24 protein-coding genes are annotated in these 19,910 nt (G+C 57.2%); all 24 read right to left on the reverse strand.

Translation table 11 applies throughout. The features are described 5' to 3' along the window. Positions 1-34: 34 nt before the first annotated feature. Positions 35-781 carry a flagellar type III secretion system pore protein FliP gene (fliP, locus tag H4Q31_RS19125; protein ID WP_185180661.1) on the reverse strand — a complete coding sequence of 249 codons (747 nt, stop codon included), beginning with the start codon at positions 779-781 and terminating at the stop codon, positions 35-37. Then, entirely contained in the window at positions 778-1,278 is a 501-nt protein-coding gene (locus tag H4Q31_RS19130; protein ID WP_185180662.1) for a flagellar biosynthetic protein FliO, read from the reverse strand. The genes fliP and H4Q31_RS19130 overlap by 4 nt, the downstream gene beginning before the upstream one ends. A 16-nt stretch (positions 1,279-1,294) precedes the next feature. After that, positions 1,295-1,657, reverse strand: a complete 363-nt coding sequence (locus H4Q31_RS19135; protein ID WP_185180663.1) for a response regulator — start codon at positions 1,655-1,657, stop codon at positions 1,295-1,297. A 21-nt stretch (positions 1,658-1,678) separates the two neighbouring features. Further along, a complete protein-coding gene (gene fliY / locus H4Q31_RS19140; protein ID WP_185180664.1) occupies positions 1,679-2,929 on the reverse strand; it encodes a flagellar motor switch phosphatase FliY in 1,251 nt (416 codons plus the stop codon). Beyond that, positions 2,919-3,920, reverse strand: coding sequence for a flagellar motor switch protein FliM (gene fliM / locus H4Q31_RS19145; protein WP_185180665.1), 1,002 nt, complete (start codon positions 3,918-3,920; stop codon positions 2,919-2,921). The genes fliY and fliM overlap by 11 nt, the downstream gene beginning before the upstream one ends. Positions 3,921-3,959: 39 nt before the next feature. Further along, on the reverse strand, positions 3,960-4,442 hold the full coding sequence (locus H4Q31_RS19150) for a flagellar basal body-associated FliL family protein (protein WP_185180666.1): 483 nt from the start codon (positions 4,440-4,442) through the stop codon (positions 3,960-3,962). Beyond that, entirely contained in the window at positions 4,439-4,672 is a 234-nt protein-coding gene (locus tag H4Q31_RS19155; RefSeq protein WP_185180667.1) for a flagellar FlbD family protein, read from the reverse strand. The genes H4Q31_RS19150 and H4Q31_RS19155 overlap by 4 nt, the downstream gene beginning before the upstream one ends. 55 nt (positions 4,673-4,727) lie before the next feature. After that, positions 4,728-5,546 carry a flagellar basal body rod protein FlgG gene (gene flgG / locus H4Q31_RS19160; RefSeq protein WP_185180668.1) on the reverse strand — a complete coding sequence of 273 codons (819 nt, stop codon included), beginning with the start codon at positions 5,544-5,546 and terminating at the stop codon, positions 4,728-4,730. Positions 5,547-5,664: 118 nt separating this feature from the next. Next, complete coding sequence (locus tag H4Q31_RS19165) at positions 5,665-6,066, reverse strand: TIGR02530 family flagellar biosynthesis protein (protein ID WP_311771767.1); 402 nt, start codon at positions 6,064-6,066, stop codon at positions 5,665-5,667. Beyond that, positions 6,059-6,526 carry a flagellar hook capping FlgD N-terminal domain-containing protein gene (locus H4Q31_RS19170; RefSeq protein WP_185180669.1) on the reverse strand — a complete coding sequence of 156 codons (468 nt, stop codon included), beginning with the start codon at positions 6,524-6,526 and terminating at the stop codon, positions 6,059-6,061. Before H4Q31_RS19170 ends, H4Q31_RS19165 begins: the two co-directional genes overlap by 8 nt. Positions 6,527-6,546: 20 nt before the next feature. Then, positions 6,547-7,974: a flagellar hook-length control protein FliK gene (locus H4Q31_RS19175; protein ID WP_185180670.1), complete on the reverse strand. Its 1,428-nt coding sequence runs from the start codon at positions 7,972-7,974 to the stop codon at positions 6,547-6,549. A 39-nt stretch (positions 7,975-8,013) separates the two neighbouring features. After that, positions 8,014-8,925, reverse strand: a complete 912-nt coding sequence (locus tag H4Q31_RS19180) for a MotE family protein (protein ID WP_185180671.1) — start codon at positions 8,923-8,925, stop codon at positions 8,014-8,016. Positions 8,926-8,973: 48 nt separating this feature from the next. Next, complete coding sequence (fliJ, locus tag H4Q31_RS19185) at positions 8,974-9,423, reverse strand: flagellar export protein FliJ (RefSeq protein WP_185180672.1); 450 nt, start codon at positions 9,421-9,423, stop codon at positions 8,974-8,976. An 11-nt stretch (positions 9,424-9,434) separates the two neighbouring features. Beyond that, entirely contained in the window at positions 9,435-10,763 is a 1,329-nt protein-coding gene (gene fliI, locus H4Q31_RS19190) for a flagellar protein export ATPase FliI (protein ID WP_376698272.1), read from the reverse strand. Further along, positions 10,741-11,583, reverse strand: a complete 843-nt coding sequence (locus H4Q31_RS19195; RefSeq protein WP_185180674.1) for a FliH/SctL family protein — start codon at positions 11,581-11,583, stop codon at positions 10,741-10,743. The genes fliI and H4Q31_RS19195 overlap by 23 nt, the downstream gene beginning before the upstream one ends. Next, a complete protein-coding gene (gene fliG, locus H4Q31_RS19200) occupies positions 11,576-12,592 on the reverse strand; it encodes a flagellar motor switch protein FliG (RefSeq protein WP_185180675.1) in 1,017 nt (338 codons plus the stop codon). Before fliG ends, H4Q31_RS19195 begins: the two co-directional genes overlap by 8 nt. An 11-nt stretch (positions 12,593-12,603) precedes the next feature. Continuing rightward, positions 12,604-14,172: a flagellar basal-body MS-ring/collar protein FliF gene (fliF, locus tag H4Q31_RS19205; protein ID WP_185180676.1), complete on the reverse strand. Its 1,569-nt coding sequence runs from the start codon at positions 14,170-14,172 to the stop codon at positions 12,604-12,606. A gap of 41 nt (positions 14,173-14,213) precedes the next feature. Beyond that, positions 14,214-14,534, reverse strand: coding sequence for a flagellar hook-basal body complex protein FliE (fliE, locus tag H4Q31_RS19210; protein ID WP_185180677.1), 321 nt, complete (start codon positions 14,532-14,534; stop codon positions 14,214-14,216). A 42-nt stretch (positions 14,535-14,576) separates the two neighbouring features. Next, the gene (gene flgC / locus H4Q31_RS19215; RefSeq protein WP_185180678.1) at positions 14,577-15,014 is read right to left on the reverse strand and encodes a flagellar basal body rod protein FlgC; all 438 of its coding nucleotides are present in this window, start codon (positions 15,012-15,014) and stop codon (positions 14,577-14,579) included. A gap of 28 nt (positions 15,015-15,042) precedes the next feature. Next, complete coding sequence (gene flgB / locus H4Q31_RS19220) at positions 15,043-15,405, reverse strand: flagellar basal body rod protein FlgB (RefSeq protein WP_185180679.1); 363 nt, start codon at positions 15,403-15,405, stop codon at positions 15,043-15,045. Positions 15,406-15,696: 291 nt separating this feature from the next. Next, positions 15,697-16,464: a GTP-sensing pleiotropic transcriptional regulator CodY gene (gene codY, locus H4Q31_RS19225; RefSeq protein ID WP_185180680.1), complete on the reverse strand. Its 768-nt coding sequence runs from the start codon at positions 16,462-16,464 to the stop codon at positions 15,697-15,699. Between the two features lie 39 nt (positions 16,465-16,503). Continuing rightward, positions 16,504-17,907 (reverse strand): ATP-dependent protease ATPase subunit HslU, encoded by a 1,404-nt coding sequence (gene hslU / locus H4Q31_RS19230; protein WP_281064868.1) that lies wholly within the window; start codon positions 17,905-17,907, stop codon positions 16,504-16,506. 19 nt (positions 17,908-17,926) lie between these two features. Further along, positions 17,927-18,469: an ATP-dependent protease subunit HslV gene (hslV, locus tag H4Q31_RS19235; protein ID WP_185180682.1), complete on the reverse strand. Its 543-nt coding sequence runs from the start codon at positions 18,467-18,469 to the stop codon at positions 17,927-17,929. Positions 18,470-18,555: 86 nt separating this feature from the next. Next, positions 18,556-19,896: an FADH(2)-oxidizing methylenetetrahydrofolate--tRNA-(uracil(54)-C(5))-methyltransferase TrmFO gene (gene trmFO, locus H4Q31_RS19240; RefSeq protein ID WP_185180683.1), complete on the reverse strand. Its 1,341-nt coding sequence runs from the start codon at positions 19,894-19,896 to the stop codon at positions 18,556-18,558. Between the last annotated feature and the right edge of the window lie 14 nt (positions 19,897-19,910).

Below are 19,910 nucleotides of genomic sequence, written 5' to 3' on the forward strand. Positions count from 1 at the left end.
GAATGTCCCCCCTAGCGGTCTTAAGCTTCAAGATTTAAGTCTGAAAGCTGGTTAGCAGCGACTGAACGACCAGATACCAACCGTCTACCAGAACGAACAGCAAAATCTTGAACGGGAGCGAGATCATGACCGGGGGAAGCATCATCATCCCCATCGCCATGAGCGTGCTGGCCACGACCATGTCGATGATGAGGAACGGCACGAAGATCATGAATCCCATCTGAAAAGCTGTCTTCAATTCGCTAATTGCATATGCCGGAACGAGAACGGTGATCGGAATGTCCTCGAACGTCTCCGGCTTCTCGGCCTTCGTGTACTTCATGAAGAGCAGCAGGTCCTTCTCCCGCGTATGCTTGTACATGAACTCCTTCATCGGGACTTCCGCCTTCGACAGCGCCTGCGTCTCCGTCAGCTGTCCCTTCAGATACGGCTGAAGCGCTTGTTCGTTCACTTGCGACAGCGTCGGCGACATGACGAACAGCGTCAGGAACAGCGCGAGACCGATGAGCACTTGGTTCGGCGGCATCTGCTGCGTGCCGAGCGAAGTGCGGACGAAGCCGAGCACGATGACGATTCGGGTGAAGCTGGTCATGAGCACGAGAATGGCCGGAGCAAGACTCAGCACCGTGATCAGCAGCAGAATCGACAGCGAGGAAGCATTGACGGGATCCGATCCGTCGCCTATCGTAACGCCGACGATCGGCTCCGCGTACGCCGCCCCTCCCGCCGCAAGCAGCAACGCTTGCAGGCCTATGAAGCTTGCTAACAATCTCTTCTTCATGGTTCATCCGTCCGTTCTCCGGAACGGCTCTGATCCAGCAGCTGTTCCACCTTCTGGCGCCGATCCGACAGCTCCCGCAGCCGCTTCTCCAGCGTCTGCTCGAAGCTGGATTGGCGCGCGCTGCCGCCGCCCTGCTGCTGAGCCTCTTCCGTCCGGCCTCGGGCAGCGAATCGCCGCAGCCAAGCGGGCAGCGGCTTCTGCGTCTCGGCATTCGCCGAATCGTGCTCGGCGAGCAGCGCGGCCACCGTGTCGGCGTCCGTGATCGAATCCAGCAGCGTCACGTCTTCGCCGACACCCAGAACGTAGATGCGGCCGTTCCACTCCACGATCTGCAGCGATTTGTTCGTCCCTACGCTAAGCCCTCCCAAAGAGCGGAGAGTCCGGTTCATCCACCAGCCGCGATTGCGTTTGCCAATGTACCGGAGCAGGAAGATAATAAGCCCGACCACGAAGGCCAGGACAAGAACGATTCTCAGCAGTTGCAAACCATAATCCATCTGGCGAAGCTCCCGCTTATCCGAGCGTCTTCTTGATCGCTTCGATTACCCGATCCGCTTGGAACGGCTTCACGATGAAATCTTTGGCGCCAGCTTGGATGGCATCGATGACCATCGCTTGCTGGCCCATGGCGGAGCACATGATGACCTTAGCGTTGGCGTCGAGCTTGCGAATCTCCTTCAATGCCGCAATGCCGTCCATCTCCGGCATCGTGATGTCCATCGTGACGAGATCAGGAGTGAGCTCCTTGAACTTCTCGATCGCTTGCGCGCCGTCCTGCGCTTCGCCTACGACTTCATAGCCGTTCTTCGTCAGAATATCTCGGATCATCATTCGCATGAATGCTGCGTCATCTACAATCAAAATACGGTTTGCCATTGTTGGTTCCTCCCAGTGACTTTATTGGATTTTTTGCACGCGATCCCATTGGCTGACGATATCGGTGACCCGAACGCCGAAGTTCTCGTCGATGACGACGACTTCGCCTTTGGCAATCAACTTGTTGTTAACTAAGATGTCGACGGGTTCGCCGGCAAGCTTATCCAGTTCGATAATGGAGCCTTGGGACAGTTCGAGAATCTCCTTGATCTGCTTCTTCGTGCGTCCCAGCTCGACGGTGACCTTGAGCGGGATATCGAGCAGCAGCCCCAGGTTCGTCTCGTCCGCATGCACCGGCGTACCGGATTGGAAGTTCGAGAACTGCACCGGCTGCACATTGACGCCCCGTCCCATGCCAGCGCCGCCAAGCGTCTGCGGCTGTGCCGGCTCGGCATAAGGCGGGTACCCCATCGGCGGCATAGCCGCTGCAGGCTGCTGCGGCGCTGGAGCCGGAGCTGCGTGCGGCGCTTGCTGCGGCGGCGGTGCAACCGGCGCTTGCGCAGCCGGAGCCGGCTGCGCGGGAGCGGACGGCGCCGCGGCTGGAGCCGGAGCAGCCGATTCGTCTGCGGCGGAACCGATCAGCGAGCGGACCAGCTCCTTCGCGAATGGAACCGTTAGAAGCTGCATAATCCGCGAATCGATCAGATCGCCGATCTTGAGCCGGAACGATACTTTGACGAATTCCGACACCGGCGGCATGCTCGAGGTGCCCGATTCGCTCTGGACGTCCATGATATCGACGTCAGGCGGCGAGATATTGACGAATCGGTTGAAGATCGTCGACATCGACGTCGCGGACGAGCCCATCATCTGATTCATCGCTTCCTGTACGGCGCTGATATGAATCTCGTTAAGCTCGCCTTCCGTCACGCTCCCTTCTCCGCCTAGCATCAGATCCGCGATTACCTGCGCGTCGTGCGACTTAATGACAAGAGAGTTGATCCCTTCGAAGCCATCCACGTAATGAACGTGAACCGCCACATGAGGCATCGGGAATTCGTTGGCGAACTGGTCACGCGATATCATCGACACTTGCGGCGTCGTAATATCCACTTTGCGGCCGAGCAGCGTCGACAATGCCGTCGCGGCGCTGCCAAACGTAATGTTGCCGATCTCGCCGAGCGCGTCTTGTTCCATCGCCGACAAGTAGTCGTCCGTCGACAATTCGACAGCTGCGCCTCCAGATGGATTCGGCGAGCTGTCGTCCGCGGCGGCGGACTGGCGCAGCAAGGCGTCTATCTCTTCTTGCGACAAGTAGTCTTTACTCGTCATGGGTCTCTTCCTCTCCTTCGCTGACGACCTCGTGAATCTGAACGGCCATCCGATCCCGGACGACGCCCGGGCTGCCGATATATTTCAGCTTGTCGCCGACTTTAATGTCCAGACCTTCTTCGGTCGATTTTTGCAGCATGACGACGTCTCCGACAGCCAAATTCAGGAACTCCCGGATCGATATTTGCGAATAGCCCAGTTCAGCGACGATCGGAAGCTGGGCCTTGCTGACCCGATGCTCCAGCAATTGCACTTCTTCCGGCGCTCTCGTCTTCTTCTGCGAGACAAACCAATGATGGACGGACAGCTTGGACATCACGGGCTCAATCACGACATGAGGGATACAGAGGTTAATCATCCCCGTCGTGTCTCCGATCTTCGTGCTAAGCGAGATCAGAGCGATCGTCTCATTAGGAGAGACGATCTGCATGAACTGCGGATTCGTCTCCAGCGCCTCCAGTCTCGGCTCGAGATCGACAATCGTTCGCCACGCTTCCTGAAGAGTCTCGAGCGCGCGGCTGAAGATCTTCTCCATAATAATCGTCTCGATCTCGGTCAAGCTGCCGATCTTGCCGGGGACGGAGCCTGCGCCTCCAAGCAGCCGGTCCAGCATAGCGAAGGCGACGTTGGGGTGAACCTCGAGTACCATTCTTCCTTCAAGCGGCTCGGCCTCGAAGATGTTCAAGATGGTCATCTTCGGAATGGAACGGATGAATTCGTCGTAAGGCAATTGCTCCACCTGAACGACATTGATCTGGACGAACGTTCGCAGCTGCGCCGAGAAGTAAGTGGTCAGGAAGCGCGCGAAGTTCTCGTGGATTCGCGTCAAGCTGCGGATGTGATCTTTGGAGAACCGGACGGCCCGCTTGAAGTCATAGGCTCGAACCTTCTTCTGCGCTTCCTCCTTCTTGAGCTCCTCCGCATCCATCTCGCCGGATGACAAGGCCGCGAGCAACGCGTCTATCTCGTTTTGCGAAAGAACGTCAACCAATTTTCTCACCCCTTTCCGCTGGAATCAGACCTGCAATTCTTACAATGGAACCATAATAAAGGACGTAATCTCAACGTTGGACAGCTTGCCTTTCGTCAATACGGGATTGATCGCGTTGAGCAGCTCGGCGCAAAGCTCGTCTTTGCCCTGCGTGCCGCTCAATTGATCGGGCTGCATCACCCAAAGCGCGCGGTTGACGATCGGTTTGATTTGAATTTCCTTCACTTTATCGAATTCTTTCATCGCGGATTCGCTGTCGAATTGGAACGAGAAGCTGACCGTTACGACATAATCGTTATCCCCAATGTTTGTCTTAATATCATTCAATTCGGAAGTGACCTTGAGAATCTCATCCGCAGACAGCGGCTTCGCTTCCACGTCCTTGACGCTCTCCTGTGCTTGCTTGTCCGGCGATGCGGCATCCGAATCTTTGGACAGCGTTGACCAGAAGTATAGCGCGACGATAACGATAAGCGTGATCGCTAGAAGCAGCGAAACCAGCCAAGGTAACATTTTTTTCATGACGTTGCTCCCTCCGATTGCGTCTCGGGCGGCATCTGAACCGCGGCCAATACGCCGATGCTGCGCAAGTACTGACGGATGGATCGGATCACATCCGAAGAATTTTCGAGCACAATGAATTTCTTCCCATTCGTTAGCGTAATGATCGTATCGTGCGTTTGCTCCACCGATTCGATCAACAATGCGTTGAGATGAAAGGCCGTGCCGTTCAATCGGGTCAAAGCGATCACTCGGATCCCCCCAGAATACCGGGGGAGGTTTAGGGCCTCCCCGGCATCACTTCAATTACCGTTTCAAGTTAACAACTTCTTCAAGGATCGAGTCGGACGTTGTAATAATGCGGGAGTTCGCCTGGAAGCCGCGCTGCGCGACGATCATCTCGGTGAACTCGTTCGTCAGGTCGACGTTGGACATCTCGAGCTGACCGGAGATGACTGCGCCTCTTCCTGCTTCGCCAGCAGTTGCGATGATATCATCCATCTCTCCCATATCTGCGTTCGGTGTCAGCTGGTACAGATTGCCGCCGACTTTCTCGAGGCCGCCCGGGTTGGTGACTTTGGCTATTGCTAACTGGTAGATTTGCTCCGTCGCGCCCGTGTCGTCAACTGCCATGACAGATCCGTCCTGCGAGATCGAGAAGGAAGTGTAGGTCTCAGAATCGATCTGAATCGGGCCGCCGTCGGCGGATACCACGTACATACCGTCCGAATTCACTAAGTAACCGGCGGCGTCAACGCCGAAGCTGCCAGCGCGAGTCAAATAGGCGCCATCGGTCTCGCCAGTCGGGCTGACAACGAAGAAGCCGTCGCCGTCGATCCGCAAGTCGGTTGCGACATTCGTCGTCTGGGCGCTGCCAGGCGTATGTACGGTGTCAATCGATGCAACGCCAACGCCTAAACCTATTTGCTTGGCATTAACGCCGCCTTGCTCTTCTTCTACCGGCGCCGTAACGCCAGACATCGTTTGGCTCAGAATGTCCTGGAACATAACCCGGCTGGATTTGAAGCCGGTCGTATTGACGTTCGCGATGTTGTTGCCGATGACGTCCAGCTTCGTCTGGAAGCCGCGCATGCCGGAGACGCCTGAGTATAAAGAACGCAACATGATCTCATCTACCTCCTGATTTGGTTCTTGACGGCTCCGCTTCAATCGATCCGCGGAGCGAAGGCCCCCTGATGAGGTCCGGCCTTGTTCGATAATGCTGCCATTCTTGCTGCCATCTTCAAGGAACGACGACGGCGCTGTCGATCTGCGTGAACACATGGTCCTTCATGGACGAGCCGTCCATGGCGGTAATCACGGTTCGATTCGGAATGTTGACGATCATCGCGATATCCCGGAACAAGACGAGCGAATCCTTCGCCCCTTTGGCTTCCGCCTGGTTCAGCGCGCTTGTGATGCGATCCAACTGCTCGGGCTGAAGCTGAATGCCCCGCTGCCTTAGCCGCTGTTCCGCATGTTGGCTGAACTTCAGATCGACGCGGTCGAGCCACTGTTTAAAGGATGTGTCCGCCGTCCCTGTATTCGCTGTGCTGTCCGCAGACGCTGTGCCGCTCCGTTTGCTTGGAAGGATCGGCCCTGTCCGGCTCGCCGCCAACTGCCCGATCAGCATACGGTCACTCACTTGCGTCCTCCTCCGATCCGCTCTCGCTTGACGGATATCCGATCGTCGCCAGGTCTTCCATCTTCACTTCATCCTGGCCGATCTTCGCATAAGGAACGCCGTTGCGCATGACGATGGAATCTACTGTTCCGCTCTTCGTCGAGACTTGGCCTTGATTGTCCGTATTGATCCACGTCACATTCATGCCGAGGATTGACGCGGTCATGGCTGGCGAATACCGCATCGCCTGAAGCTGCGTCGCCATGTTGGACGTCTGCTCAAGAGCCGAGAATTGCGCCATCTGGGATATGAAGTCCTTGTCTTCCATCGGCTGCATCGGATCTTGATTCTGCAGCTGAGTGATGAGGATCTTCAGGAATTCGTCCTTGCCCAGCTCGTTGGTCGTGTTCCTGGCCGCTGCTGTATGAACGTTAGAAGCCGCGTAATTGGGCCATACGTTCGTCGTACCGACGCTTGCCATTCGTTCACCTCCCTGCGGTTCTATGCCGTTACGTTAATCGAGCTTCCATAGCCGGCTTCCCGGAGAACGGAGGATCGCTCCATCTCGGCTTCAAAATCAATCCATTCGTCATTCGATCCGTCCCGGCCATGTCTGGAGGCTTGTCCGCCGCTGCGGCCCGATTCGGATTCACGCTGCTCTTGTCCGAGGAAGGAGGTCTGGCTAGTCAAGTCCGATTGCTGAACGACATCCATCCGCTCGACCTGGATGCCTTGGCCTTGAAGGGCTGTACGAAGCAAGCTCATCTGATTCTCCAGCAGTTCCTTCGCTGTTCCGTTATGCGCGACGAATTGAGCCGTCATCTGCCCGTCCTGCATCGCGATCCGGATGTCAACCTGCCCCAAGTGATCCGGATGAAGCGTCAGCTTCGCCGTCGCCACGCCTTCGCCGCCTGACAGCGTGAATTGCTTCACGAGGTAATTGCCAACCTGCTCGGTGAATTGCTGGACCGGCACTTGCGCTGGCAGCGCTGCCTTGCCTGCGTCCGCCGTCGTCTGCAGCGTATTATTCGGGAGCGTCAGTTGGAACGGCACCGACTGATCGGAAGCCTGCTGCGCATTGGCGGCTGCGGTTACGACCGGCACATCCGCCGGCTGCTCGCTGGCAACTAAGCTGTCGGCGAGGTTCCAGTAGACGATCGGCTCTTTAAAGGCCGATACCGGCTTGCGAGGCTCCGCCGATGCGATGGACGCTGCCGGCTGCTCCGATTGGGCGGCTGCAGCTTGAAGCGGATTCGCCGATGGGACTGCTGCCGACTTCGCTGCTTGCGCGGCTGGCTGAGCGGAAGCTGCCTGGTTCGTCGCTGCCGCGGCTGCGATCGCCTCCTGCATCTTCTGCGCGAGATCCGCCATCGGCTCCGCGAGCGCCTCCAATTGGCCAGCCTTCTGGGAAGCTTCCTTCAGCGATTGCAGCAGCATCGGCATAAGCGTCGCGAGTGATGCTGCCTGAGTGCCGCCGATTAACGAAGCCTCTCCTTGCAAGTTCGTTCTATCCGCAATGGTCGTTGCAGGAATCTGCAGCAGGTTCAGCTGATTCAGCAAATCTTGCACGGAAGCGAGCAATTCCGCCGACGGACCGGCTGATTCATCATCCGTTGCCGCAGCGTCCTGGCCTTCGCCTTGAAGAAGATCCAGCAGCTTGCTGAGCATCGCGATCAGACCGGTTCCGCTCTCGGGTTCGCCTTGCTGTGTCTGCGCTTGGCCCAGCAAGCTCGCAACGTTAGCCGTGAGCAGCGAGCCATTCATCCCAGCCTGTGCTGCGCCGTTCGAATCGCCAACCAACGCTTGAACGAGCGCTCCAGCGAAGCCGTTCGCATTCCCGTCTGCAGCTTTGCCCGATGCTTGCGTTCCCGCGTTCGAAGCCGCAGAGGATGTCGGGCTCATTTGAGAAGTCACCATGACCATGTTCATGTTCTCACCTCCTTTCAATGGATGGGCTGCCGCAATCCATTACGGATTCGCCGGCATCAGCTTGCTAACGAGAGCCGCCGCCGTCTTGCGGCCATCGTCGGACAACTTCGACATAGCCGCCAGCACCTGAGACCGGTTGGCATCGTCTAGAGCGCTCAGAATTCGCAGCACCTTGCTCTGCTCCTTCGCGGACATCTCTAGCAGAAGCTCCGCCGCGCTATCCGGCTGCATCGTCGAGAACGTCGTCTTCAGATTCGCAATATCGAGCGTAGAGCCTGGGGACTGCTCTTCCTCCAACTGCTTGATTCGGGCTTGAAGCGCAGCTATCTCCTGGTCCTGCACATTGTTCGAATCCTTCAGCCGAAGCGTGACGTCTGCCGCGACCTTCGGCGTCATCTTCTCCAGAATCCGCCCTCTCGCAGTGTCGGACATCGCGCCCAGAATGAGCGCGGCTTCCTCTACCGTCATTTTCTCGAGTATCGGAGCCGCCTTGCTTCCCGTCATCTTGCCGTACATGTCGGCGAGCGACCGGATCTTCGCGTCGTACTGTTCCGCCGTAACCGACTTGTCCTGCAGTTGCTGGGTCAATTCGTCAACCTGCTTCTTCTGATCGTCAATCGTCTTCTGCTGCGCTGCCGTCTTCGACTGCTCTTGCTCAAGCTGTGTCTGCAAAGCAAGCACCTGCGCGTTCGCTTCGTCAATCTTCTCTCTGGCCTTATCGACCGTGAGCGCGTCCCCGCCTTCGCCCGGCGCTTGCGTATCCGGATCCGGCAGCACAGCGTTCAAGATCGGAATCTTATTGCCGACATTCAGCGCCGATTGTCTCCAGTCCGAATTGAACAGAATCAAGAGAACGCCTAGCAGAACGACGGTAAACAATATCGGAGTCAGGAAAAAGAGGAACCGTTCGAAGCCGGAATACCCGCTCTTCTCCGCGTTCGTATCGGGCACGATAACGCCTCCTTCTCTGCACTGATTTGTGTGGTGTTCTAGATGTTGTTATGCTTGGCCGGACGCTGCCGACGCTCTCATGATCGCCATCTCGTCCAGCTCGTTCTGCTCGCGGGCGAGCCACTCGGCGCGGCATCTCTCGCGTGCTTTGTCTCTCGCGTTGAGCCATACTTTCTCGTCTACCATCTTGCTCGTGAGACGAGTCCGGCGCTGCGCCGTTTGGTCTTCGGCTCTGCGGACCTCCGCCGATTGGCTCTTCATGCGGCCATCCAGCCATTCGACATGCTGCTGGAGCCGCATAATCTCAGACAGCGGCGTCGGCCTAAGCGCTAGCTCAGCCATGTGCCGTTCCGTCTTCTCCTTCTCTAGGCGAAGCTCCTCGAGCCGCTCCTGCTCCGCTCTCAGCTTGCTGAGAGCGGAGGCATATTCCCATTCGGCCATCGACTTCTCGCTGCTCTTGAGGTCGACGATCTTCTGCAGCGGATACCGGAATCTCATCTATCCCCGCCTCATCTCTTGTAAAAATCGATAATTAGCCGCTCCTGAGTATCCTGCAGCGTCACCTTCTCGGAAGTTCGCTGCCTTGTAAAGTCGTTGATCGATTGGATAAACTGGATCGACTTATCGATCTCCGGATTCGAACCTCGCTGGTACGCCCCTATATTGATCAAGTCTTCCGAATCTTTATAGATGGATAGCAGTCTTTTGAGCTGCTCTGCTGCATCGTTCTGATCGTCGGAGACGATGTCCTTCATGACCCGGCTGACGCTTGCGAGCACATCGATCGCTGGAAAATGCCCCTTGTGGGCGAGCTGCCTGCTTAGAACGATATGGCCGTCGAGAATGCCTCGGACCGCGTCGGCGATCGGCTCGTTCATGTCATCGCCGTCGACCAGTACCGTATAGAAAGCGGTAATTGTTCCGGCCGAGCTCGTCCCCGCCCTCTCGAGCAGCTTCGGCAGCGAGGCGAACACCGACGGCGTATAGCCTCGTGTCGCCGGCGGCTCGCCGATGGCAAGCCCCACTTCCCGCATAGCCATCGCATACCGGGTGACCGAGTCCATCATGAGCATGACGTTCAGCCCGCGATCCCGGAAATATTCGGCGATCGTCGTCGCGATCATCGCGCCTTTGATGCGGATCAAGGCGGGCTGATCCGAGGTAGCCACCACGACCACCGAACGGGCTAGACCTTCCGGACCGAGGTCGCGCTCGATGAACTCGAGCACCTCGCGGCCGCGCTCGCCGACGAGGGCGATCACGTTGACATCCGCCGTCGTATTCCGGGCGACCATGCCAAGCAGTGTGCTCTTGCCGACGCCGGATCCAGCGAAGATGCCCATTCGCTGTCCCTGGCCGACCGTCAGGAGGCCGTCGATCGCACGGACGCCCGTGCCGAGCGGCTCCGCAACTCTAGGACGCCGAAGCGGATTGTCCGGCGTGTTATGCGTCGAGTAATGCGGCATATACGGCGGAAGCTTCGAGCCGTCCAACGGTCTGCCGAGCCCATCCAGCACCTTGCCGAGCAGCTCCGATCCGACCTGCACCGTCAGCGGCCGTCCCGTCGTCACGACGTCGCAGCCGGGACCGACGGAGTGCAGATCGCCGAGCGGCATGAGCAGTACCCGATTATCGCGGAATCCGACGACTTCGGCCAGAATGGGCTCGCCGCCCTTCAGCGGATGAATCATGCAGACGTCGCCGATGCCGGCGTCAGGCCCTTCGGATTCGACCGTAAGGCCGATGATCTGCGTCACCTTCCCGTTCACTCGAACCGGGTCGAGATGCGACAGCGCCTCTTCGTATTTGGCAATGTCAATCGCGCTGGCCATCGGCATCCCTCGCTTCGGCGGAATGGGCCGCGACGCGGAGCAGCTCGCTCTGAATCGCCGCCATCTGCGTATCGATACGAGCGTCGACACTGCCGAATGCGGAGCGAATGACACATCCGCCGGCTTCTACATTCGGGTCGGGCACGATCTCCAGGCTCGCTTGTGAATCGATCGACCGGGCAAGCTCCGCCTTGGCCGCCTGTACGAGCGTCAATTGCGAAGGCGCCACGCAGAGCGTGATGACGCCCTGTTCCTTCCGTCGAGTCAGCGCCTTGGCGATCATCTCGAGCGTAAGCTCCGGCGTCTCTTCGATGCGGCGTCCGATAACCTTCTCAGCGATACGGCAGCTTAGCTCAACGAGGAACTGCTCCGCTTCGGAGATGATGCTCTCCTTGACCGTGTACGCCTGCTGAACGATTCTAGCAGCATCCTGGAGCTTCTGTTCCCACTCCGCCGCGAGCTGTCGCTCCGCTTGCTCACTGCCTTGACGGAAGCCTTCCTCGTAGCCTAATTGCCGAGCCGCTTCCTTCGTCTGCTCGTCTTCCTGTCGGCGAGCGCGCCACCATTCCTCCGCCTCTTCGGCCGCTTGGGAGCGAATTTGATCAGCGGACTCTTGCGCTCCGCGCACCAGTTCATCCGCCAATTGCTGAGCATCCTGCAGAATCCGCTCTTTCATCGTTTGAGTTTCGACATCAATCGATGATTCTCCTTCGGTATCGCCAGCGGAATCCGAAATAATCTGCGGTCTTGTCGCCATTCGAAGCTGTTCGATTCGCTTCAGATCCTCCAGCGAGATCACATGGGAAGATTTGATCAGATTAGACAATGATATCGTCTCCTCCGCCGCGGGCGATGATGATCTCTCCCGCTTCTTCCAATCTGCGGATCGTCGCTACGATGCGAGTCTGAGCCTCCTCGACGTCGCGCAGACGAACCGGACCCATGAATTCCATCTCTTCCTTGAACGTGTCGGCCATTCGCTTGGACATGTTGCGGAAGATCGCTTCCCGCACCTCTTCGCTTGCCACTTTGAGCGCCAGCCGCAGATCGGCGTTCTCGATGTCGCGAATGATTCGTTGAATGGAGCGGTTGTCCAGATTGACGATATCCTCGAAGACGAACATGCGCTTCTTGATCTCTTCCGCGAGCTCGGGATCCTGAATCTCGAGCGAATCGAGAATAGTCCGCTCCGTCCCCCGGTCGACGCCGTTGAGGATCTGCACGATCGCTTCGATGCCGCCCGCGTTCGTGTAATCCTGCGTGACTGTCGACGACAGCTTCTGTTCGAGCACCCGCTCGACTTGGGCGATCACTTCAGGAGACGTGCTATCCATGAGCGCAATTCTTCTCGCGACATCCGCCTGCTTGTCCTGCGGCAGCGAAGACAGCACGGCCGACGATTGCTCCGGATGCAAGTATGAGAGGACAAGCGCGATCGTCTGCGGGTTCTCGTTCTGGATAAAGTTCAGAATCTGCGTCGGCTCCGCCTTGCGGGCGAAGTCGAACGGACGAACCTGCAGCGTCGCAGTCAAGCGATTCAGAATATCGGATGCCTTCTGAGAGCCGAGCGCCTTCTCCAAGATTTCCTTCGCATACGTAATGCCGCCTTGCGAGATATATTCCTGCGCAAGGCAGATCTGATGGAACTCGGAGAGAATCGTCTCCTGCTCCGCGCTGTCGACTTTGCGGACATTGGCAATCTCGAGCGTAAGCTGCTCGATCTCTTCATCCCGCAAATGTTTAAAGACTTGGGCCGAGACCTCCGGCCCTAATGTAATAAGAAGAATCGCAGCCTTCTGTCTGCCGGTTAGTTGGAATTGACCTGATTTCGCCATGAAAGCCACCTCTATTCATCCACAAGCCAAGTCCGGAGCAAATTCACGAATTCATCCGGTTTGCGCTTGGCCAGGCTTTCCAGCTGCTTGCGTACCTGGCTGTCGTTGGAGACACTGTCGATGTCGATCGTCGGCATCTCCACCTTCGGCGCCATCTCGGCAGCCATCTCCTCTTGCTGCGCCTTCTTGCGTCTGCGATAGACGGCGTATCCGCCGCCGGCAAGCGCGAGCGCAAGCAATCCCAATCCAGCCATCCAATAAATCGACGAATTGCTGCCTGCGGCAACGTCTGCCGGCGTATTGAACGTCTGCGAGATGACCGAGACGCGGTTCGCCAGCTGTTCGTCGGTCAGATTCTGGCCGGAATTCGCGAGCAAGATCCGAACGTCGTTAACCAGCTTCTGCTGAATCTCCTGCTGTCTCTCGTCCGTCATGACCTCAGAATCTACCGCCACGCTAATCGACAAGTCCTTCACCTGATAAGGTGAGAAGACCGTACTCGTCGTCACGTGACCGTTCTCGTAAGTGATCTCCGAATCCGTCTTCTCCGAGCTGGATTCGTTCCCGCCGCCAGCGGACGGATAGTTCGTCACGTCCGTCTCGCCGGTGCCGGCTACCCCGCCGGCCGAGCTATCCGAGCCGGTATACGATTCCGCGCTGGTCTTCTCGCTCGTAACCGCTCCTTTGTTATCGTTGTTGTCAAGCGGCATGACGATTTGTTCCTGCTGCGTCTTCTGGTCGAAATTAAGCGACGACATGACGCTGACAACGACATTGTCCATGCCGACGATCGATGCGAGGAACTGCTCGGTCTTGGACTTGATGTCGTTCTCGAACTTGCTTTGGATCTCGAATTGCTGGTCCAGCACATTGCTGTTGAAGCCGCCGGCACCGCCGATCTCGGGAGAAGGCGACAATTGGCCGTTCTGGCTCGTTATCGTAATGTCTTCGACGCTTAAATTGGGCACGGCCGTCTTGACAAGGTTGAAGTAGCTGTCGATCTCCGCTTGCTTCGGACGGAAACCGGGCTTGAACGTCAGGTTGACGGAAGCCGAAGCCTTCTCCTTATCCTCTTCGCTCAGGAACACCGATTCTTGAGGAAGATTGACGAGCACCTTCGCCCGCTGGATGCCTTGAAGGCCGAGCAACAGCTGCTGCACTTCGCCGTTCAGCGCGTTGCGGTACTTCACTTGGAACTCTTGGTCCGTCGTTCCGATCGTCGACGAATTGCTGCTCAATTCCGCGAAGCCGAGCGAGCCATTCTGCACAAGGCCCTGCGAACCTACAGCCACACGCACTTTGTCCGCCTGCGCCTTCGGCACTGAGATGCTCGTGCCGCCAGCTTCGAGTTTATAAGGAATGCCGCTGCTCTCTAAATATTGCATGATCGCTTGGGAATCGGTCGTATCTAACTCTTGAAACGCGAGCTCGTACTCGGTCCGGGTGAACAGGTAAGTCAATATGATGATGAATACGATCAATAATGCTGCTGTTGATGCCAACACCCACTTCTGGGTTTTGCTGTATTGGTTCCAAAATCCAAGCAGCTTCTCCCATGTACGGGCCAACTTCTCGCTCACGATTCCACCTCACTTGCTGTCTTTGCTGCTAATGGATGCGATTAGATCGACATCCGCATGATTTCTTGGTAGGCGTCGATCACCTTGTTGCGTATTTGTGAGGTAAGCTCCAAGCTCAGCTCAGCTTTGGAAGCTGCGATCATGACGTCGTTAACGTCGGCATTGCCAAGTATGAATTGATCGTTCATCGTATGTACGTTCTTCTCCTGTGCCGCAACTCCGTCCAGCGCTTGCTTCAGGAAGTTGGCGAAGCTCTCCGCAGCTTCAGCCGGCGTTGACGCTTTGGACGCAGACGACAGCCCTGTCGTCCCTGCAGAGCCTAAAGCCTGAGTTACGGCAGACAGCATCGTGTTCTCAATCATCATTAAATCCTCCTAACGATGGAAAAAAAGTAAATGGACGTCTTATGCCCTGCCGATCTCCAGCGACTTTACGAACATCGCCTTGCTGGCGTTCATCGCCGTAACGTTCGCCTCATACGAACGCGAAGCCGATATCATGTCGACCATCTCTTTGAGAATATCGACATTCGGCATGTTGACCATGCCGTTCTCGTCGGCATCCGGACTCGTCGGATTGTATACCTGCTTGAAAGGCGCCGGATCTTCTTTGATCTGCGTCACTTGCACGCCTTGCGAGTCCAATTTGCCATTTAGAATATCCGAGAAATTCGATTGGACCGGCTCCATGACGACTTCCTTGCGCCGGTAAGGAACGTATTCTCCGTTCACATAGGCGGCGCGTGTCGTCTCCGCATTGGCGATGTTGGACGAGATGACGTCCATCCGCAGCCGCTGTGCGGTCAACGCTGACGCGCTAATGTCGAACCCACTCAGCTTCATCCCGAATCCCTCCGTTTATGTAGCGTCCTTACTGACCTTTGATCGCGATATTCATCATTTTGATATCGTGATTGATCTGCTGCGCAAACAAGTTGTAACGCAGTTGGTTCTCGGCTAACAAAGCCATTTCCTTATCGATATCCACGTTGTTCTTGTTGTTATTGAACCGTGTGCTCTCGTCCGTGACGATCCGAGGAGCAGGCGCCGAATCGGGCAGGGAACCGTCAGATCCCATCGCTTGGCTTAACAATTCCTCGAATTGAACATCGGAACGTTTGAAGTTAGGGGTATCGACATTGGCGATGTTGTTCGCCAGCACCTGCTGTCTCATCGACGAAGCCTTGATTGCGGCTTCCATTCGCTGAAACGAAGCTCCGCCCAACAAATCCATGATGAACCGCTCCTTTTAGCTAAATAGAACTACTCGGGTTGCATGCTCAAATTCATTAAAATATTCACAGAACCTCGGGTCCATCTCTTGAGTTTCAACATGAGTCTATCAATTTCCTGCCTAAGTTCGACAAAACTTTCTACTTTGTTATGAAATTCTCGTCGATTCTTGCCGATATTAAAAATTTCTAAGAACAATCATCTATTACATGAGACAAAGAGACAATAAGAAAAAAGCCCTAATCTTGTACACAAGATCGGACTTTTTAATTCCATATGGGAAATCTGCCAATTAATTCTTCCGCGCTTCCAATTCGGAGAGAAGCTGATCGTTCAGAATGCGGATGTACGTCCCCTTCATGCCAAGCGAACGGGTGTCGATGACGCCGGCGCTCTCCAGCTTGCGCAGCGCATTGACGATCACCGAGCGGGTAATGCCGGCACGATCCGCGATCTTGGATGCGACGAGCAGCCCTTCCTTCCCTTCCAGCTCTTCGAAAATATGCTCGACAGCCTCCAGCTCGCTAAAGGAGAGCGAGTTGACCGCGATCGTGACGACAGCTTTGCTGCGAGCTTCAACCTCGCGCTCCTCTGCGCGTTCCCGCAAGATCTCCATCCCTATGATGGTCGAGCCGTACTCGGCCAGAATCAGGTCGTCATCGCCGAACGTTTGGTTCTCTCGACTCAGGACGATCGTTCCTAATCGGTCTCCGCCTCCGATAATCGGAACGACCGTAATCGTCTCGTTCGCGAAGGCCGCTTCTACCGGCGAGAGAACGGCAGACGGCTCAACGTTCGACGCGGTTAAGGCGATGCCCAGGAGACTCTCGTTCGTCTCCGGCGGGAACCGGAGCTCGTCTGCGGGATTCTGCCGTAACCACGCTTCCGGAAAATGGGGGGCGGGAGCCGCGCCCAAGATCTTGCCCTTGCGGCTGACAACGAACACGCCGCCCTGCAGCGTATCTCGCAGCGCCTCGGCCATCTCCCGGAAGTTGAGCGGTTTGCCGGCCGCCGATTGAAGCAGCGAATTCAAAGACCTGATTTTTTCCAACAACGTCATTTTGTCATTTTCCTCCTACTTCATGACCAGCAGCTGCGTCTACAAGATGTATTGGCTCAAATCGCGGTTGCTTGCAATAGTTGACAATTTCTCGCGAACGTATTCAGGCGTGATGGAGAACTGCTCAATCGTCAGCTCCGGCGCCTCGAAGCTCAGATCCTCAAGCAATTTCTCCAGCAGCGTATGGAGACGGCGGGCGCCGATATTCTCGGTGTTGCGGTTCACGTCCTGGGCCATCTTGGCCAGCTCGGCGATCGCTTCGTCCGTGAACGTAATCTCAATGCCTTCGGTTTGCAGCAGAGCCGCATACTGTTTGGTCAGCGCGTTCTCCGGCTCCGTCAGAATACGCACGAAATCCTCATCCGTCAAGCTGGTCAGCTCGACGCGGATCGGGAACCGCCCTTGCAGCTCCGGAATCAGATCGGACGGCTTCGCTACATGGAAAGCTCCCGCAGCGACGAAGAGAATGTAGTCCGTCTTGATCGGTCCGTACTTGGTAACGACGGTGGAACCCTCCACGATCGGCAGAATATCGCGCTGTACGCCTTCGCGGGAGACGTCCGGCCCTTGGCCTCTGCCGCCTCCCGATGCGATCTTATCAATCTCATCAATGAAAATAATACCGGATTGCTCCGCACGGCGCACGGACTCCGAGACGACATCGTCCATGTCGATCAGCTTGCCCGCCTCTTCGATGGCCAGCACCTTGCGCGCTTCCTTGACGGACAATTTGCGCTTCTTGCGGCGCTTCGGCATGAACTGGCTGAACATCTCCTGCATTTGCCCGAGCTGTTCTTGCCCTGCCCCAGCGAACATATCAAGCATTGGCGGCGCGGCGTCCTCCACGTCGATCTCAACGATCTCGTTCTCCAGGCTGCCGGCGGCGAGCTTAGCTCGAATGTCAGCGCGTTTCGTCGTCAGCGCCGGATCCGTCTTCTCCGGCTCTTCCTCCTGGCTGCTGTTGTTCTGGCCGCCTCCGAACAGCATCTCCAGCGGATTGCGCTGTGACTTCGGCTTGGAGGGAGACGGCGCGAGCAACAAGGCAAGACGCTCGTTCGCGGCTTCCTCCGCCTTATCCTTCACCAACTCCATCCGCTCTTCCTTCACCATGCGAATCGCCGTCTCCACCAGGTCCCGGACCATCGATTCGACATCGCGGCCGACATAGCCGACTTCGGTGAACTTGGTCGCCTCAACCTTAACGAACGGAGCCTGCACGAGTTTGGCGAGTCGCCGCGCGATCTCCGTCTTGCCGACGCCGGTCGGCCCGATCATCAGAATATTCTTCGGCACGATCTCGTCGCGCACCGAATCGGGCAGGCTGCTGCGGCGGAACCGGTTCCGGAGCGCGACCGCAACCGAGCGCTTAGCCTGCTTCTGTCCGACGATGTACTTATCGAGCTCCGCGACAATCGTGCGCGGCGTCAATTGATCGTTCATCATATTCCCTCCGATCCGATAATTAAATCTCTTCCACGACCAGATTATTGTTCGTGAATACGCAAATCTCCGAAGCAATCTGCAGCGCGTTGCGCGCAATCTCCTTCGCTTCCAGCTGCGGCGCATGGCGCTGCATGGCCCGGGCAGCCGACATGGCGAAGCTGCCGCCGGAGCCGATCGCCAAGATGCCGTCGTCCGGCTCGATAACCTCGCCGTTGCCCGACAGCAGCAGCATTCCCGTCGAATCGAGCACGATCATCATCGCCTCAAGCCGCCGCAGGACGCGGTCCAAACGCCAATCCTTCGCCAGCTCGACTGCGGCTCGCTGCAGGTTGCCGTGATGCTCTTCCAGCTTCGCTTCGAACTTCTCGAACAGCGTAATGGCATCCGCGACCGAACCCGCGAATCCGGCCAGCACCTGTCCGCGGTACAGCCGGCGGACCTTCTTCGCGGAATGCTTCATCACCATGCTGTTGCCGAAGGTGACTTGCCCGTCGCCCGCAATTGCGCCTTTCCCGTTATGCCGAACTGCGCAGATGGTTGTGGCGTGAAAACTCATCTCCATCCCAATTCCTCCTCGCATCAATGTCTTAAGGCCCTTCAATATTGAAAGCGGCGAAGCAGCGGGCGCCTGGGCCGGCTGCCGCTGCTTCATTGTGCCTTGATGTCGGTTCTGTCCTCTGTCTCCGCCCGGAATTGCTCGATCGCCGCAAGCGCGCGCATCGCGATCTGTTCATTCTTCTCCTTCTTGCTGCGCACCCGGTGCCCCAGAGGAGGGAACAATCCGAAGTTCGCATTCATCGGTTGAAAATGGCGGAAATCCGCTGTCGTAATATACTCCGCCATGCTGCCAAGCGTTGTGTGCGCCGGCAACGCCAGCGGCTCAAGCCCCTTCGCCAGCCGGCCTGCGTTGAAGCCCGCGATCATGCCGGAGGCTGCTGATTCAACGTAGCCTTCAACCCCAGTCATCTGGCCGGCGAAGAACAGCGTGTCGCGGCCGCGGAACTGGTACGTCGGGCGGAGCAGCTTGGGCGAATTGATGAACGTATTGCGGTGCATGACGCCGTAACGGACGAATTCCGCGTTCTCCAGCCCCGGAATAAGCGAGAACACTCGTTTCTGCTCGCCCCACTTCAGATGCGTCTGGAAGCCGACCAGATTATACAACGTGCCCGACGCGTTATCCTGGCGCAGCTGGATCACGGCATGCGGCTGCTTGCCCGTCCTTGGATCGACGAGCCCGACCGGCTTCAGCGGGCCGAACAGCATCGTCTGCTTACCGCGGCTCGCCATCACTTCGATCGGCATGCAGCCCTCGAACACCATGTTCTTCTCGAAGTCTTTGACCTCCGCCGTCTCGGCGGTCGTCAGCGCCTCATAGAACGCTTCGAACTGCTCCTCGGTCATCGGGCAGTTGATATATGCAGCCTCGCCTTTGTCATAACGGGAAGCATAGAATACTTTGTCCATATCGATCGAATCCCGCTCGACGATCGGAGCGGCTGCATCGAAGAAGTAGAAGTACTCTTCGCCCAGCAGCGCCCGGATTTGCTCCGACAGCTGAGGCGAAGTGAGCGGCCCGGTCGCTACCACGACGATGCCGTCTTCCGGAATGCGCGTCAGCTCTTCGTTCACGACGGTGACGAGCGGATGCTCCCGCAAGCGGCTGGTCACCTCGCCGGAGAAGCCTTCGCGGTCGACGGCGAGCGCGCCGCCCGCCGGAACCGCGTTGTTGTCGGCTGCCGACAGAATCAGCGAGCCGAACCGCCTCATCTCTTCCTTTAATACGCCGACAGCGTTCGTCAGCCCGTTCGCCCGCAAACTGTTCGTGCACACGAGCTCAGCGAATCGGTCGGTGTGATGCGCCGGCGTACGCTGCACGGGTCTCATCTCATACAGCGTGACGGGGACGCCTTGGCTCGCGATCTGCCAGGCTGCTTCACTGCCTGCAAGTCCGGCCCCGACGACCGTCACGGAACGATACTCACTCACTTGACTTACCTCCA

Origin of the sequence: Cohnella lubricantis (assembly GCF_014212015.1) — a bacterium.
Classification (GTDB): domain Bacteria; phylum Bacillota; class Bacilli; order Paenibacillales; family Paenibacillaceae; genus Cohnella; species Cohnella lubricantis.

Coding starts and splice junctions, on each gene's coding strand:
- fliG (WP_185180675.1), bottom strand. CDS start 12,592: ATGGCGAAATCAGGTCAATTCCAACTAACCGGCAGACAGAAGGCTGCG.
- flgG (WP_185180668.1), bottom strand. CDS start 5,546: ATGTTGCGTTCTTTATACTCAGGCGTCTCCGGCATGCGCGGCTTCCAG.
- fliY (WP_185180664.1), bottom strand. CDS start 2,929: ATGACGAGTAAAGACTACTTGTCGCAAGAAGAGATAGACGCCTTGCTG.
- H4Q31_RS19130 (WP_185180662.1), bottom strand. CDS start 1,278: ATGGATTATGGTTTGCAACTGCTGAGAATCGTTCTTGTCCTGGCCTTC.
- H4Q31_RS19150 (WP_185180666.1), bottom strand. CDS start 4,442: ATGAAAAAAATGTTACCTTGGCTGGTTTCGCTGCTTCTAGCGATCACG.
- hslU (WP_281064868.1), bottom strand. CDS start 17,907: ATGATGAACGATCAATTGACGCCGCGCACGATTGTCGCGGAGCTCGAT.
- H4Q31_RS19175 (WP_185180670.1), bottom strand. CDS start 7,974: ATGAACATGGTCATGGTGACTTCTCAAATGAGCCCGACATCCTCTGCG.
- hslV (WP_185180682.1), bottom strand. CDS start 18,469: ATGGAGATGAGTTTTCACGCCACAACCATCTGCGCAGTTCGGCATAAC.
- fliJ (WP_185180672.1), bottom strand. CDS start 9,423: ATGAGATTCCGGTATCCGCTGCAGAAGATCGTCGACCTCAAGAGCAGC.
- fliE (WP_185180677.1), bottom strand. CDS start 14,534: ATGATTGAGAACACGATGCTGTCTGCCGTAACTCAGGCTTTAGGCTCT.
- fliI (WP_376698272.1), bottom strand. CDS start 10,763: ATGCCGATGGCCAGCGCGATTGACATTGCCAAATACGAAGAGGCGCTG.
- flgB (WP_185180679.1), bottom strand. CDS start 15,405: ATGGATTTGTTGGGCGGAGCTTCGTTTCAGCGAATGGAAGCCGCAATC.
- H4Q31_RS19135 (WP_185180663.1), bottom strand. CDS start 1,657: ATGGCAAACCGTATTTTGATTGTAGATGACGCAGCATTCATGCGAATG.
- H4Q31_RS19170 (WP_185180669.1), bottom strand. CDS start 6,526: ATGGCAAGCGTCGGTACGACGAACGTATGGCCCAATTACGCGGCTTCT.
- flgC (WP_185180678.1), bottom strand. CDS start 15,014: ATGAAGCTGAGTGGGTTCGACATTAGCGCGTCAGCGTTGACCGCACAG.
- codY (WP_185180680.1), bottom strand. CDS start 16,464: ATGACGTTGTTGGAAAAAATCAGGTCTTTGAATTCGCTGCTTCAATCG.
- fliP (WP_185180661.1), bottom strand. CDS start 781: ATGAAGAAGAGATTGTTAGCAAGCTTCATAGGCCTGCAAGCGTTGCTG.